16 protein-coding genes are annotated in these 15,347 nt (G+C 29.5%); all 16 read right to left on the bottom strand.

Going from position 1 to position 15,347, the window contains the following annotated elements; translation table 11 throughout:
* Positions 1–46: 46 nt before the first annotated feature.
* The 16 genes from ACX6CF_RS02115 to ACX6CF_RS02040 all read right to left on the bottom strand — a co-directional run bounded on the left by ACX6CF_RS02115 (position 47) and on the right by ACX6CF_RS02040 (position 15,318).
* A complete protein-coding gene (locus ACX6CF_RS02115; protein ID WP_458783642.1) occupies positions 47–1,366 on the bottom strand; it encodes a sensor histidine kinase in 1,320 nt (439 codons plus the stop codon).
* Positions 1,363–2,094 (bottom strand): LytR/AlgR family response regulator transcription factor, encoded by a 732-nt coding sequence (locus ACX6CF_RS02110; RefSeq protein ID WP_458783641.1) that lies wholly within the window; start codon positions 2,092–2,094, stop codon positions 1,363–1,365. The genes ACX6CF_RS02115 and ACX6CF_RS02110 overlap by 4 nt, the downstream gene beginning before the upstream one ends.
* Before the next feature lie 370 nt (positions 2,095–2,464).
* Positions 2,465–3,355, bottom strand: a complete 891-nt coding sequence (galU, locus tag ACX6CF_RS02105) for a UTP--glucose-1-phosphate uridylyltransferase GalU (RefSeq protein WP_458783640.1) — start codon at positions 3,353–3,355, stop codon at positions 2,465–2,467.
* Positions 3,356–3,380: 25 nt separating this feature from the next.
* A complete protein-coding gene (locus ACX6CF_RS02100; protein WP_458783639.1) occupies positions 3,381–3,863 on the bottom strand; it encodes a YwiB family protein in 483 nt (160 codons plus the stop codon).
* Positions 3,864–3,902: 39 nt separating this feature from the next.
* Positions 3,903–4,958, bottom strand: coding sequence for a D-alanine--D-alanine ligase family protein (locus ACX6CF_RS02095; protein ID WP_458783638.1), 1,056 nt, complete (start codon positions 4,956–4,958; stop codon positions 3,903–3,905).
* Positions 4,959–5,295: 337 nt separating this feature from the next.
* Positions 5,296–6,030: a stage II sporulation protein R gene (gene spoIIR, locus ACX6CF_RS02090; RefSeq protein ID WP_458783637.1), complete on the bottom strand. Its 735-nt coding sequence runs from the start codon at positions 6,028–6,030 to the stop codon at positions 5,296–5,298.
* 131 nt (positions 6,031–6,161) lie between these two features.
* Positions 6,162–7,277 carry a Ger(x)C family spore germination protein gene (locus tag ACX6CF_RS02085; RefSeq protein ID WP_458783636.1) on the bottom strand — a complete coding sequence of 372 codons (1,116 nt, stop codon included), beginning with the start codon at positions 7,275–7,277 and terminating at the stop codon, positions 6,162–6,164.
* 31 nt (positions 7,278–7,308) lie between these two features.
* The gene (locus tag ACX6CF_RS02080) at positions 7,309–8,409 is read right to left on the bottom strand and encodes a GerAB/ArcD/ProY family transporter (protein ID WP_458783635.1); all 1,101 of its coding nucleotides are present in this window, start codon (positions 8,407–8,409) and stop codon (positions 7,309–7,311) included.
* Positions 8,393–9,967 carry a spore germination protein gene (locus ACX6CF_RS02075; protein ID WP_458783634.1) on the bottom strand — a complete coding sequence of 525 codons (1,575 nt, stop codon included), beginning with the start codon at positions 9,965–9,967 and terminating at the stop codon, positions 8,393–8,395. Before ACX6CF_RS02075 ends, ACX6CF_RS02080 begins: the two co-directional genes overlap by 17 nt.
* 21 nt (positions 9,968–9,988) lie before the next feature.
* Positions 9,989–10,195 carry a CLC_0170 family protein gene (locus tag ACX6CF_RS02070; protein WP_458783633.1) on the bottom strand — a complete coding sequence of 69 codons (207 nt, stop codon included), beginning with the start codon at positions 10,193–10,195 and terminating at the stop codon, positions 9,989–9,991.
* A gap of 139 nt (positions 10,196–10,334) precedes the next feature.
* Positions 10,335–11,012, bottom strand: coding sequence for a GntR family transcriptional regulator (locus ACX6CF_RS02065; protein WP_458783632.1), 678 nt, complete (start codon positions 11,010–11,012; stop codon positions 10,335–10,337).
* A gap of 35 nt (positions 11,013–11,047) precedes the next feature.
* On the bottom strand, positions 11,048–11,914 hold the full coding sequence (gene ispE / locus ACX6CF_RS02060) for a 4-(cytidine 5'-diphospho)-2-C-methyl-D-erythritol kinase (protein WP_458783631.1): 867 nt from the start codon (positions 11,912–11,914) through the stop codon (positions 11,048–11,050).
* Positions 11,915–12,166: 252 nt separating this feature from the next.
* Positions 12,167–13,744 carry a DUF3794 and LysM peptidoglycan-binding domain-containing protein gene (locus tag ACX6CF_RS02055; protein WP_458783630.1) on the bottom strand — a complete coding sequence of 526 codons (1,578 nt, stop codon included), beginning with the start codon at positions 13,742–13,744 and terminating at the stop codon, positions 12,167–12,169.
* A 107-nt stretch (positions 13,745–13,851) separates the two neighbouring features.
* A complete protein-coding gene (locus ACX6CF_RS02050) occupies positions 13,852–14,100 on the bottom strand; it encodes a Veg family protein (RefSeq protein WP_113672647.1) in 249 nt (82 codons plus the stop codon).
* Positions 14,101–14,250: 150 nt separating this feature from the next.
* Complete coding sequence (gene lepB / locus ACX6CF_RS02045) at positions 14,251–14,736, bottom strand: signal peptidase I (protein WP_458783629.1); 486 nt, start codon at positions 14,734–14,736, stop codon at positions 14,251–14,253.
* A 171-nt stretch (positions 14,737–14,907) separates the two neighbouring features.
* On the bottom strand, positions 14,908–15,318 hold the full coding sequence (locus ACX6CF_RS02040; protein WP_458783628.1) for a protease complex subunit PrcB family protein: 411 nt from the start codon (positions 15,316–15,318) through the stop codon (positions 14,908–14,910).
* Between the last annotated feature and the right edge of the window lie 29 nt (positions 15,319–15,347).

Genomic DNA, 15,347 nt, shown 5'->3' with positions numbered 1-15,347 from the left:
CCCATTTATGACTTTTGGTAGTTAACTCGTGATAATTGGTCATTATCTAATTAAGTTCCCCATTATACAACATTATATTAACGTTAAAATAATCTTTAATACACATTATTTCTATATTGCCATAATATTTTTCTACCATTTGATTAATATTTTTTAATCCTATTCCATGTATATCTTTATCATCTTTAGTAGTATTTAAATTAATGTTTTCACTATTTATAGTACTATTGACACAATCGATGACAAGATAATTATTCACATTATTTATATCTAGTTTAATATATCTATTGGTTTCATCAACTTTCACATTAGCTTCAATGGCATTATCAATAAGATTACCTAATATGATACATAAATCTACAGTATCAACAGTTAAATAATCTACACCACCTATATTCATCATACAATTAATATTATTTTTCTCTGCTTGAGCATACTTTCTATTTAATAATGCAGATACTGCTGGGTATTTAGTTATTATAATCTTATCTATTTCATCAATTTGTGATAATAAATTGTTAAGATATTCTTCCAGCTTAGTATATTCTTTGTACATAACTAGACCTTTTATGTTCCCGAGATGATTAGACATATCATGTCTTAAGCTCTTCAACTTCATAGTTGCATTATTAATTTCATCAAAATATTTTGCTTGGATTTCATATTGCTGAATCTTAAGCTGTAATTCAAGATCCTTTTTAGATTGAGCTATTAATTTATCAAATATCAGCAATGATACTATATTAATAATACCCAAACCCAGTATTACGATTCCTGCAACAATACTGTCTTCGTTATTTTCATACATAAGATTTCTATACATAGGTATAATACTTGTCATTATTCCTAAATTCATAATGAATAAAGTTATAATTTCAATCAACAAGCTCTTCTTCAAATAACGTAATCCAAATCTTTCTCCGTCTGATATAAAAAGTACAACAACCAAAAAAGTGATTAACTTAGAAACTACCATACCAAGTACTCTTAACACATTGCTTTTGGCAAAAATAGCTGGTGATTCGCCAAAAATAAAAGTGAGCAGTGAAAGTATAATGCCCTCTATAGCAACAATCAATATTAACAATCCTATGTATCCTAATAATAATTTCATTATTTTTTCATCATATAATACTAAGACTACAACAAACATAATAATAATCATACCAATAAAAGAACCTCTGAATGTACACTCCAAAACATTAGATAAATAGTTGAAAATAAATATACTAGCGGCTATTGAAAAACCTCCCACATAATAAATAATATTATTATTATATCTTTTCTTATATACAGAGCTGCAATACTTAATTATTATCAAAGCTTCTACAATATCAACAAATAAATCAATTAAATACCAAATCATAATTTCACCCTTTTCCGACTCAAAAAAGTCTCTCTTACTTCTTTAGCATTTCTTCTACTTACCGGAATTCTCTTACCATTTTTCAAAAGAACTTCCTTTGATGTTATCAACTCTATTTTGTCAATATTTGCAATGTATCCTTGATGGACTCTAATAAATTTATCCCCATTAAGTAACATATTCAGTTCACTAAATGTTCCATAGAATTCTATATCCTGATTATCAGCTATAACCATAACTTTGTTTTTATATTTTTCAAAATAATTTATGCTGTTATATGCTATTATTATCTTTTCCTTATTTTTATTTATGACCAAGAACTCTTCCTCTTTTGAAGGTGTTTTTAAGTTGTCTATTATTTGGATTGCATCAAATAATGCTTTTTGGAATTGTTCTCTTTTAACGGGTTTTAGTATATATCTAAAAGTATTAACCTCAAAAACGTCAAATACATAGTCTTTATATCCAGTTACAAATATAATAATTACACTGTTATTTTTTTCTCTGATCTTTCTAGCTGACTCTATTCCGTCTAATCCTGTCATTTCCATATCCAAAAATATAATATGAAGTTCATTGGAATTACAATATTTAATTAAATCTTCTCCCGATAAAAACTTCAAAATATCAACTTTAATATTTTTTGATTCTACTGCTTCCACAATCAATTTTTCCACTAAATTCACTTGTATAACTTCATCATCACATACAGCAATATTAAACTTCATTATTAAATCCCCCAACATTCATTGATTTAAATTATCTGTATATATAAAATTTACAAATTAATTAACGTCATTTAATAAATTCTCTTAAATTAATTAAGTTGATTAGTATAAATAATTATGATTATAAGTGTCATTTTCTATATATAACTTATATATTTTAAATTTACAGATAATATTATATAAATAAATTATACCTAATGTTACAAATTTTTGTCAATACACACATAACATTTTATAAATTTCTTAATTTTGAGTTTTTATTACATAACAAAAGTTACTTCGTCACATTATTACATTACCATATCGGTTCAACATATATAAAAAAAACTAGTTGAGGTATTTATATACCCAACTAGCTTTATAGATATTATTAATCAATTTTTAAAATATCATCAATGTTATTTACTGTATGTTTCAGATATTCTAAGAAATCATCTCTTAACTCATCTCTTCTAAGAGCAGATTCCACTGTAGCTTGTAAAAACCCCATTATATTTCCTACATCATATCTCTTACCAATAAAATCATATGCATATATTGCTTCATCCCTTGCCAAGCGTTTTAGAGAATCAGTTAGTTGAATCTCTCCGCCTGCTCCTGCTTCTTGAGTTTCTAAGTATTTAAAAATACTAGGACTAATTATATATCTTCCAAGTATAGCAATATTGGATGGAGCATCATCACTTAATGGTTTTTCAACAAGATCTTTTATCTTATATATTCTATCTTCTATATGTTTAGCATCGATTATACCATATTTGGATACATCATCCATCGGTACTTTCTGAACTCCTAATATGGATGTTCTATATTCACTGTAAACATCAATCATTTGCTGTAAACACGGTTTTTGGGATACAATTACATCATCCCCTAGTAATACCGCAAATGGTTCGTTACCAATAAAATGTTTAGCCATTAGTATTGCATGACCTAATCCTCTCGGCTCTTTTTGCCTAATATAATGAATATTAGCTATCTCTGAAACACTTCTTGCAATTTCCAACAAATCATCTTTACCCTTTTTTTCTAATTCTAATTCTAGTTCAATAGATTTATCGAAATGATCTTCTATAGAACGTTTATTTCGACCAGTTACAATAATAATATCTTCTACACCTGAGCTAACCGCTTCCTCCACAATATACTGAATAGTTGGTTTGTCAACTATAGGTAACATCTCTTTTGGCTGTGCCTTTGTAGCTGGTAAAAATCTAGTACCAAGACCAGCTGCCGGAATAATCGCCTTTCTAATCTTCATTTACAATTTCTCCTCCTTAAGCATCTTAACTTAGTTCTTCATTTTCTACTTCTACACTTTTGTCATCCATCAATACAACTCTTTCAGACTTAGCGTTTTTAACTGTTATTGTAAATGTATTAACACCCATGGACATATGATTAATGCTGAGATCATAAGATACATTTATCTCCATGAAAGCCTCTTTTTTATCTACAGATATCTTTTTTGTATGAGTATTAATTTCAAACATACCATATGGAGTTTGATAGTGTGTGATATGAGTTTTATCTTGTTCAAATACCATATGGGAATTGACTCCACCAAATCTTAATATTGATATTTGTTCTTCTTCAAGTTTTATAGTAGTTTTAGTTTCTTTATCACCGTCAATTGTTGAATCTATATAAGTTATATACACTTTATTATTTTTCTCAACATATCCACCCGTTGTTACTAATTCTATTTCATCTGATTCAAACATATCTGTCTGAACCCCTTTTACTCTTACTAATACGTCTTTTGTCACCTTATTTCACCTCGTTATTTAGTACTTATCTATTATCGTTTATTTATTAAATGCAAATTCAATAAGTCTATCAACTAATTCTTTGTTAGACATTCCTTTATCTTCCCAAAGCATTGGGTACATACTTATATTTGTAAAACCAGGTAATGTATTTATTTCATTAAATACAACTTCTCCTGATTTTGATTCAACAAAGAAATCTGCTCTTGCCAAGCCTCTACCATCTACAGCTCTAAAAATTTGTTCTGCAACGTTTTTAATTTTTTTAACTGTATCTTTTGGTAAATCTGGATTTATTATAGTTTTAGATCCTTTATCATTATATTTTGAATCATAATCGTAAAATTCTGCTGCTGATATTATTTCACCAACATTAGATGTTCTTGGATGGTAATTACCAAGTACTGCACATTCTATTTCTCTACCTATTATGGTTTCTTCAATCAATAATTTTGAATCATGCTTAATTGCAAGTTCAAGACCATCAAATAATTCTCCCCTATTATGTGCCTTAGTAATACCTTTAGATGAACCCGCATTAGAAGGTTTAACAAAAACTGGATATTCTAATTGTTTTTCTATCTTAGCCACTACCTCTTTAATTTCATCCATTTCTTTCTTATATACAGGAACATATTTAGCCTGCTTAATTCCTAGCCTATCAACTATGACCTTAGTGAAAAGCTTATCCATTGATACACTAGAAGCTACTATACCACATCCTACATACGGAATACCTGCAAGTTCTAGTAACCCTTGAACACTTCCATCTTCTCCATACAGTCCATGAAGAGCAGGGAATACTACATCTACCTCTAATTTTACTATTCCATCTTCTTTGAATATTATTAATGCTTTATCAGTTGCATCTGGACTAATAACAGCATTATCTGAATTACCTACCCAACTATCTACTGATAAGTCTTCTATGTGCCCATGATATAATCTCCAGTTACCTTCTTTTGTTATTCCTACAGGATATATATTATATTTATCTTTATTGATGTTTTTCATTATAGTAACTGCTGATATACATGATATCTCATGTTCTGATGATTGTCCACCAAATAAAACAACAATATTTCTTTTATTCATATTATATTCCTCCCCGTTTTTTAATTATTCAGAATTATATTTCTGCAAAATTTTACCCATTGTGGATAAATGTGTATAAATCTAGTTGTACAAACTCATGTATTATAAAATATATTAATTATCATCTCCAAATATGATAAATTACTTATCTGTTATATTTTATATCTTATTGTATTTTTATTCAATAGCTAATTATAATAAATATTTGATATATGCATAACGACCAGGGTAGTACATAATCGAAGTGTGGCTATACACAAAAAAACCATATATAGTGATAAGAAAGTGATTATCACTATATATGGTTTTCTCATATGACTGTTGCCTTAATTTTACTCTACAAATCCCTATTAACAAACACCTTACTATTGTTATCCTTCTTATCTCTATCTTTATCCCTACTGAAATTAAACCATTCCAAAAACTTGAATCTAATCTTTATAGGCATATTCTCTTCAGGTTCTGTCATAACAACAGAATTATACTCTTCATCAGTTAAAACCCTTTTAAGGGTCTCTTTCGTCTCTTCTGGAACTACTCCATGAGTTACATCAACGAAACATAGTGGTGGAAACATCACGCACCACCAATTCTTGCCTTTCGCCTCACCTATTTCTACAAGTAAAGCTTCATATTCTCCTGGAGGTAATATTATATCTCCGTAAGTCTTCAATGGGAACTGCTCCATCTTTAACTTAACATCTATTTTATAATCATAGTTATTTTCTTCTATAACCTTTTCAGCTATTTCTTTAATATTCTCTTTATTATTATATATAAGCTGTCTAGTTTCTTCAATGTTCTTAGATTCTCCTAAAATACCGTTCATCTTCTTTAGAATCTCATCTCTTACTTTTAATTTCAGTTTCTGATCCTCTTCACTATCACTATTTGCAACGACATGAAAACGTATTAGACTGTCTGATATCCCCTCGATTACAGCAGCACTTGTCCCATTTTTATCATAATCATAAACTATTGCCGCTAACATCAATATCACTACTAAAAGTGATAATATATAGGTCCTTAATATCTTTTTCTTTTCAAATGCTTTCATTAAATTCACCTTCATTAATCTTCCCCCATTTTTCATATTTATAACCTACTATTTCTATTATTACCAGCTACATAATTATTTATACATAATCTATCTCTTGAGCCGTTAATTAGAAAACATGACAAAAAATTGATGAATAATATACTTTATTTTGATAGTCCTATTCTTCTTATATTTACTTTACACTCTACTTCAATAGTCGCTGCATTAAAAAAATTCTGCCAATCGGATTTTGTTAATTTCCATACTTTCCTATTTTTAATTTTCACATTATTATACGCATTAATGATATCAATACCATACTCTTCTTGAATAATATTCATTACTTCATCTATATCCTCTTCCATACTTCTTGCAACTTCATTTTCTATTTCTTTGATATAATCAGTATTAAATAATTTGTCTTCATCTTCTAATATATATTCAGCAATATCTCCTTCGCTTCTTATTGAAATTTTTATTTTCAACAAACCATCTTCGAATTTGAAATCCATTTTAGATGTTAAATCGCTTATTTCATAAGGAACCAAGACACCTTCCATATTCACTAGAGCAACTGTTTCTTTGCCTTTACCAAGAACCCAGCTATATGGGGTCATGTATTTATCTTCCATCCAACCTCTAAGCTGATAATCTCTAAGAATGGCTAATCCATCCACTATAACCTCATTATCCCTGAATATTACATTTGGCATGACACCATTTCCTTCTGTACTATACATCTGAGAAATAAAATCTCCAAGTTCTATAGTCTTGGCACTTACAGTTTCCAGACTGTTATTAATAAAGACTTGTGATAGATAAATCCCCGTTGTCTCTTCTCCATTAGGAACTGCTTGAAGTAATTTTTTTCCGGTTTCTTTGGTAGCTAATAGAAGTAGCGCTTTGGAATATTCAGGATTCCTATCAAAGTGGTCTAGTATTTTTCTTAGATTATGAGGATCTTGTAAAAAATCAGAGCCAAATATTATTACTTTCGTGTGGTCAAAATTAATTTTGAGATTGGATTTTTTACCAAATGCTCTATTCGCTTGTGTTAAAGTCTCCGCTTTAGTTATCTTAATGAATTTTGTCGCTTCACCACCACTCTGAGCAGTTATAACAGGTAAATTAGGAATGGTATATGTTACCTCTAATAAATCACCAATATCATCTAAAGAAAGGCTTATTACATATGCTCTATCATTTAACTCAACCTTATCCCAGCATCCTACTAGGAGTATAGAACATATCATAAATATAACCATAACTTTCATTTTCATGTTACCATCAACCTCTCATTGCTTTAATGTATTATTTACTGGTTTTACCTAATCCCCTTATCTTAGCAACAACCAATAAGATTAACGGAATAGGTAGAAGAAATAATAAACTAACATAGCGTGTCATAATCTCTATCCATTTATAAGTCTCAACTATATTATCTGGCAATAGTGATATCAGATAAATAATAGGTACTAACGGTAAAATCAAGAAATTCTGCTCTTTTAGGTTAGTCATTTTTTTAATTAATAATCCCGAAAAAAATAAATAAGCATTTATTAGTAAAAATACTGTCATTATCCAGAAACTCACCATTAGAGCATCTTGTCTTTGTATTAAAGCACCTGGTAAATGAATAGTCTGCATAATGGTCATTACAGGCCATATTTGTCTTGAAGTCTCTATTGGTCCAAAGGAACCAATGGTCAGTATACATATTAACGCATTTAATATACCTACAAATGCTACGCCTCGTAACGTTACTTTTTGTAATTTATCAGGTTTTATTACAAAAGGACTTGATAATAACAATAACTCTATACCAGAATATGCAAAAGACATTATTAAGCTTCCATACATAAATTTTCCACCTGAAATAGAAAAAATAGGTGAAATATTATACAACTTAATATCTGGAACAGCAAAGAAAAATATTACTACCAAAGGGATTAAAATGATAAATATTAATAATTCTGCCATTCTAGCCCTAGCTTCATATCCTTTTCTTGTAAGGTAGACTATGACTAGAAGCATAACGATGACTATAATTTCTATTGGAGTATTTCGTAGTAGTGCCTGTTTAACCAACTCTCCAAAGGCTCTTATTTCTAAGCCTGCTAAAATAATAAGTTTTAGACAGAATACTATTCCTATAATAATTGCAATAGGCTTATTAAATATTAATTCTGTATATTCCACAATATTTTGTTCAGGAAACATTTTGACAAGAGAAGTTATAATAAATACATACACAAGTGAAATGATAGCTCCACCTAGAACTATAAAGTGACCATCTCCATCTGCTATTTCAGAAGCGATTCTAGGCAAAATCAAACTTGTATTACTAAACATATTGAGAATAATTAGAATCTCAACTTGTCTCATTGATATTTTATTATTTTGTGAAAACATTATTTTCTCCTTTTTCATCTATATCTAATCTTACTTTGTTACTTCTCCTAGCAAATACAGGTCTTAATTTATTAAGAAATATCGGCAACCTTATTAGAGAATCTTGCAAATCTTCATTATTGACCTCTCTTGCAACAAATGGAGACATATAAGGGATATCAATACTCTTCAGTGAAACTAGATGAGTCAATATTATTAAGATACCTAGCCAAAAACCAAGAAAACCCAAAAAAGCTGATAAAAATATAATTAGATATTTAATAATTCTAAAAGCTGATGTAAGTGAATAGCTGGGGATAGCAAATGAGGATATAGCTGTTAATGCCACAATGATTACTATAATGGGACTAACTAGATTAGCTTCTACAACTGCCTGCCCAACAATTAAACCTCCTACTATTCCAATAGTATTACCTATAGGCGCCGGAAGCCTCACTCCTGCTTCTCTCAGAAGTTCAAAAGCCAGTTCCATTATCAACACCTCAATCAATGCAGGAAAAGGCACACCTTCCCTAGCAGCTGCAACGGAAAATGTTAATGATGTTGGTATCATGGCAGGATGGAAGGTAGTTAATGCCAGATAGAATCCTGGTATTGCAAAAGATAGAAATGCAGCACAATATCTTAATAATCTTACAAAACTCATTACATACCATCTTTGATAATAGTCTTCTGACGATTGAAAAAAACAATTAAGTGTTGTAGGTAACAAAAGAACAAATGGTGTATTATCTACAACTATTGCCACTCTTCCCTCTAGTATTGCAGATGCAGCTTTATCTGGTCTTTGAGTTACTTGAGATTGAGGAAACGGAGAATACCAATTAGTTTCAATCATTTGTTCTAATGTACCACTTTCTAATACACTATCAATTTTAAAATAACTCATTCTTTCTTCTATTTCTTGTAATACTTGAGGTCTTACAAGATCATCTAAATACATAAGTGCTACGTCTGTTCTTGTTCTTGTTCCTAACTGTATTTGCTTTACTTTTAATTTGCTATCTCTTATACGTCTTCTAATAAGTACTGTATTAATTCTAAATGCTTCTGAGAAACCTTCTTTTGATCCTCTTATCACATTTTCTGTATCTGGTTGTTGTACTCCCCTGTTAGGGAATCCTTTTGTTGCTACTACTATGGCTTTTTCATAGCCATCAATAAAAATTACAGTATCTCCTGATAGTACTGCTAATACTGCATCATCCATTATATTGACTTCTTTTAAATCTGCTGTTGCAAACCCACCATCTTTTATGAACGAAAATTTATCTTCATCTGTCTCTGGTAAAGTTTTTCCTACACCTCTTACTTGTACTAATAGTTGTTCTAGCACAGATTCTTCTATTACTCTTCTGTCAGTCATAACATCAATGTATACAATATATGCCCATACGTCTTTGTTTTTTCCTATAGGAAATTTTCTCTTTACTAAATCACCACAATCAGTAAATAATTCTTCAAAATTTCTAATATTCGTATCTATAGAATCTGAAAACGGAATTATGACTTTGTTACTTTTTTCATCATATTTTGATTTTACTTTTTTTAATCTCACATTATTCACCTTACTCTATATTTAAATAAATCTTCCTACTACGAAAAGTACAAATGCTGCTGATACATAAATAATTCCCAAAACAATACTAATAATATGCTCTTTTTTCATTTTTTTTCTGTATAGTACTTTCCTGTCCCATACAAGAAGAACTAAGCCACCAATTAATAAGAGGACTATAAATTTTACAGAAAAAACATTTCCTAATTTGTCTAATATACTTATCATTATATTCCCTTCCTTTTTTTACATTTTTTGTATTTATAGATATTTTTATTCAATATAAATAAACTATTTTTTATATATATAAAAGTACAAAAAAAATAAGCTATTGGTTTTCTGCCAATACCTCATCTTTCTATAGTCATTATTTATTTTTTTTATCAAATATTTCAATAACTGCTATTTCTTGATTAACTATATGTTGTACCGCTATCTTTCTTGCTTCTTCCACATCTCTATTTTCAATTGATTTTACAATCAAATCATGTTCTTTCACTAGAATACCAAAATCAGCAACTTTTCTAATATACTCAACTCTATAACGATAGATTTGTTCTCTTAGATTATTTATTATTTGAATCAATTTCTCATTTTCAGTTGAATTAAATATTATATCATGGAATTCAACATCTTTCTTAATTATTTGCTCTATATCATGGTCTTCACATGCTTTTTGAAATGTTTGAGTAGTTCTTCTTAAATCGATCAAAGACTCCTCTGACATCTTTTCGCATGCTATCTTGACTGCTAATTCTTCAAGTGCCGCTCTTACTTCTAATACATCTTTTATATCTTTATGTGTAATCTTGGCTACCTCTGCACCTTTTCTAGGTATCATGACTACTAGTCCTTCAAGTTCTAATTTTCTAATAGCTTCTCTAATCGGAGTTCTGCTAACGCCCATTCTTTCAGCAAGTTGCTTTTCCATTAATCTTTCTCCAGCTACAAGCTCACCTTTTAAAATGGCCTCTCTCAATGTATTAAAAACAACATCTCTTAGGGGCAGATATTCATTTAGATTAACTTTCAATTTATCATCCATTACCTTATTACATCCTTTCTTTCATTAGAAAATGTTTAGCTATTAAATATTGTAGTGGTATATACGAATTTAGCTATATTGTTTACCTTTAATTTATGGGCAAGATTATGAGCCTTATGTTTGTCTTCGAATATGCCAAAAACGGATGGTCCACTTCCAGTCATTAATGAACCTATAGCTCCATTTTCTATCATATACTCTTTTATTTCATTTATTACAGGATATTTTTTTATGGTGACGGTCTCTAGAATATTTCCCATATTTAAACAAATCTGATGTAAGTCACCTTTATTAATGCTTTCAATAATTTTATCTGTATCAGGTCTGACCTGTATATCATTTAAATCAAGATTACTATATACAAATCCAGTAGAGACATTGATACCTGGTTTTGCTATGACAACATACGCATTAGGAAAACGATTAAGAGATGTCAATTTCTCACCAATTCCTTCACTAAGAGCAGTTCCCCTAAGCAAGCAATACGGAATATCTGCGCCAAACATTGTACCAATTTCCATCATTTCATTCATGGACATGTGAAGATTAAAAAGTTTGTTCATCCCTACTAATGCAGCTGCTGCATCACTACTTCCACCAGCAAGACCTGCAGCTACTGGAATAACTTTATATAAATCAACAAAAACTCCAGTTTTTATGTCATATTTATCTTTTAGATATTTTATAACTTTGTATACTAGATTTCGTTCATCAACTGGTAAAAAGGACAAATTGGTTTGAATCTTTATCTCATCTTTTTTTATTTTCTTGATATTAATTTTGTCGTATAAGTTAATAGTCTGCATGATCATCTTTACATCATGGTAACCATCTTCTCTTCTACCTATTACATCAAGTGATATATTAATCTTGGCTCTAGCCTTAATATTAATTCTATACATAATAACCCTTTCAGATTTTTAATCTTTTCATTCTGATTATCTATACATATTGAACTTGAACATCTATACACCCATATTAATAAGTTCAATATATTTACCTTGATTTTATAAGCCTAATAGATCTAAATAATTGCTGGTTCTATAGCAATTATTTAATTCAGCTTATATAGCTTGTATCTTGTATACTTAATATTATATACAATGTATATTTATAAATCAAGAAAAAGAGAAAAAAAAGAACGCTAAGCGTTCTTAAATTTCAAGGCTATCAATGTTTTTAACTATTATTAATTTATCCCCTCTTTTTACATCAGCTGAGTCCAAATTATTAACAGCTTTTATATCATCTATCTTGGTTGAATATGTTTTTGCTATATCCCATAAAGATTCATTGTCTTTAACAATATAACCTACTACGCTAGGAGTATTTTGAAGTTTTTTCATATCTAATTCATTTTCTAATAATCCATTTATTATGTTTAATTCTTGATTATCAAACACAATTGTATCTAGATTAACCCCGCATTTTACTTCTACTTCCTTATCACCTAACATACTACAGTTAATATAGCTTATAGATGGCTTTATAGACATTCTACTGTCATCTTTGATACCTTCTGCATCTATTACCTGATTAAACGGTAAAACAGCGTTATATACATTAATAGGGCTATTATCATCAGCTGCTACATACATTATTTTACCAAACACAACACCTTCAACTTCTACTTTATCCTCAAATACATCTATGTTATCAATATTTACATCACCTGTTGCATAATATATCTGCATAATTTCTGGATCATTAGCATTCATTTCAATGGTTTCTTTTATTTTACATTGGCTTTGATTTTTGCAAAGTAATGTTTCATAATTAACTAATTCTTTTTCTATGTCAATATCTTTGGATAAAGAATATACATCTGTTAGAATGCTATTTTTTTCTTCTGAGTATACCTTAATATCCAACTGGGTTACGATATCTACTGAGAATACTCTTTCTTCTCCATCTATATCTGGTCTAATCTGAATCTTATCATCTACAATTTTAATATCAATATCATAATACATTTCTTCATTGATGCCATTACACTCAATTACACCGTTGAATGGCATTTCATGTTCAACGAATTCTAGATTGTTCTCTCCTGATTCACCTAGATATAAAGTATCAAGTGCTACTACTCCTTTAATATTGATCTTATCATCTAATAGCCTGAATTCCTTATTCTTGATGGTTCTATCATACCACAATATTTCCGTTATATTTGGTTTGCTGCTTGGAATAGCTAATTCATCTTTTATTTTGTATGTTTCTTTCTTGGATGTATGCATCTTACATATTGTAATATCATCCCATCTACTCTGAATATCCCCTGCACCGCAAATATCAGTAGGAACATACATTTCCTTTTTCTCATCAACCATAATCTTCACTTGTACGATTGCCTTTACATTAATCTTTCTAGTGTTGATTGGTGTAATCTTCATCTCTTCTATGACATATTCAGTCTTAATACTATCATTTTTAGATACATCATCCATGTTAATAGTTTCCTCTAGAGGTATAAGACTTATCATATTATGTACAGGCTTGGAATCATTAAGAGGTACATACAGTACCTTACAACCAAATTCACCTTTCACTAAAACTTTAGAATCATAAACATCAGTACCTGTAATGTTTACCACCGAATTACTCTGCAATATTTTATCAATGTCAGGCTTGATATCTGGCACATTAATATCTTCATCTATTGTCATCTGAAGAACTCGGTTACCTTTCGGTTTAATTAACGCTATGTTTCTTTGCTCCAGTTCTAAACTCAAAAAAATCCCTCCTAAAACCTTTGTCTATATTATTATATTAAGGTTAGGAAGGATTTTATGACTATTATTTAATTGTTAGATATAATACTTAAAGATAATTGCGAAATTTATTCCTGACATAATGATAATTCAACGTTATTGGTTAATATATCAGTATAACTATATGAAACAGTTCTATAAGTATTCTGTAGTTCATTTTGTACTTTGACTACAAAAATGCTTGGATATGTGCTCTGTAGTACACCCTGTTTAATGACAATTCTTTTTCGTCCCTTATTAGCTTTAACTAAAACTTTACTACCGACGTACCCGTCTACCCGTTTTCTTACCTCGGTAATATCTTCTTTTGCAATCATTTTTAACCACCTCATCTTTAACAACTACTACTAGTATATCATAATACTATAAGCAGGTCAATAAATTTTTAAATTATATCAAATAACACCATAAATGTCAATAGAATTAAGAGACTTTTTTACTATTTTATGGTTTTTTTATTTGGGAAGCTATAACTTTGTTATCACTTTTCCCCTAATTTTACTTTTATTGAAACATCCTAGAATACGACTATCCTTGCTTAAACTTCTATTATCGCCTAGAAAAAAAACATTTTCTTTGGGTACATATAGGTCAATATTTCCTATGGTGGTTCCTTTTGCATAATTTTCTTCTAAAACCTGGCCATTTCTTATAACTTTATTATCTATTATCTGAATATGATCTCCTTCAAGACCAATAATTCTCTTAACTATTCTACTAACTTTTCCATTTTCTTCATAGCAAAGTATAATAATATCACCCTGTTTGTGTTTTGTTATCAGTGTAATAGCCTTTGATACTAATATGTAGTCGTTATCATATATAGTATTCTCCATAGATCTGCCTTTTACTTTCATAGGCCAAATTATTAAAGAAATAACACCCACAATTACTATTGAATATATAAATGCTATAACCCAGTCTCTAAATATTAGTTTATCCAATTTCTTCATTTTTATACGACCCCTAGAATTTTTATACATTATTATTAACTTTTTACCACTAATCACCTCTAACATTTCTTTGGTATTTTAGAAATTCATACTGAAAACGAAAGTCATTATTGCTAGATTTTGTTATCTTTACAATATTTTAGGGGAAAAGTAATCTTTTCCCCTTGATTTCTACTTATAGTATACCGGTAATGATAAATCTTCTGTTTTTACAACTACATATGGATATGATAGACTCATGGTAACTGTATCATCTTTTGACGGACCTAACAGCTCTGTTGTAATCACAACATAATCTTTGGATTCATACACTTCTTTCACTTGTATACTATATCCACCTGTTGGCTGTTCTCCATATCCAACAACTATGTATAAATATTGCCCATCACTGAAACTAAATTTAAATGGTTCCGCCTTGGACTCTTCGATCTTTTGTTTTATAACATCTGGTACATCTTTTTCTTCTACTACAGTAAATTCCAGATCTCTTATCTTATCTTCATCTTGTTCCTCTGCCTTATTACCACATGATGTAAATATACACACTATAAGTAAACACAAAACAAAAATAATTTTTTTCATGCTTTCACCATAAAATTTCTATTTATATT

The organism is Vallitalea sediminicola (genome assembly GCF_054408565.1).
This window is presented reverse-complemented; position numbering and strand designations above follow the sequence as displayed.

What these genes read in the sequence shown, in the direction of transcription:
- ACX6CF_RS02115 (WP_458783642.1), bottom strand. Translation starts at nt 1,366, where the DNA reads ATGATTTGGTATTTAATTGATTTATTTGTTGATATTGTAGAAGCTTTG.
- ACX6CF_RS02110 (WP_458783641.1), bottom strand. Translation starts at nt 2,094, where the DNA reads ATGAAGTTTAATATTGCTGTATGTGATGATGAAGTTATACAAGTGAAT.
- galU (WP_458783640.1), bottom strand. Translation starts at nt 3,355, where the DNA reads ATGAAGATTAGAAAGGCGATTATTCCGGCAGCTGGTCTTGGTACTAGA.
- ACX6CF_RS02095 (WP_458783638.1), bottom strand. Translation starts at nt 4,958, where the DNA reads ATGAATAAAAGAAATATTGTTGTTTTATTTGGTGGACAATCATCAGAA.
- spoIIR (WP_458783637.1), bottom strand. Translation starts at nt 6,030, where the DNA reads ATGAAGGTGAATTTAATGAAAGCATTTGAAAAGAAAAAGATATTAAGG.
- ACX6CF_RS02085 (WP_458783636.1), bottom strand. Translation starts at nt 7,277, where the DNA reads ATGAAAATGAAAGTTATGGTTATATTTATGATATGTTCTATACTCCTA.
- ACX6CF_RS02080 (WP_458783635.1), bottom strand. Translation starts at nt 8,409, where the DNA reads ATGTTTTCACAAAATAATAAAATATCAATGAGACAAGTTGAGATTCTA.
- ACX6CF_RS02070 (WP_458783633.1), bottom strand. Translation starts at nt 10,195, where the DNA reads ATGATAAGTATATTAGACAAATTAGGAAATGTTTTTTCTGTAAAATTT.
- ACX6CF_RS02065 (WP_458783632.1), bottom strand. Translation starts at nt 11,012, where the DNA reads ATGGATGATAAATTGAAAGTTAATCTAAATGAATATCTGCCCCTAAGA.
- ispE (WP_458783631.1), bottom strand. Translation starts at nt 11,914, where the DNA reads ATGTATAGAATTAATATTAAGGCTAGAGCCAAGATTAATATATCACTT.
- ACX6CF_RS02050 (WP_113672647.1), bottom strand. Translation starts at nt 14,100, where the DNA reads ATGATTGCAAAAGAAGATATTACCGAGGTAAGAAAACGGGTAGACGGG.
- lepB (WP_458783629.1), bottom strand. Translation starts at nt 14,736, where the DNA reads ATGAAGAAATTGGATAAACTAATATTTAGAGACTGGGTTATAGCATTT.
- ACX6CF_RS02040 (WP_458783628.1), bottom strand. Translation starts at nt 15,318, where the DNA reads ATGAAAAAAATTATTTTTGTTTTGTGTTTACTTATAGTGTGTATATTT.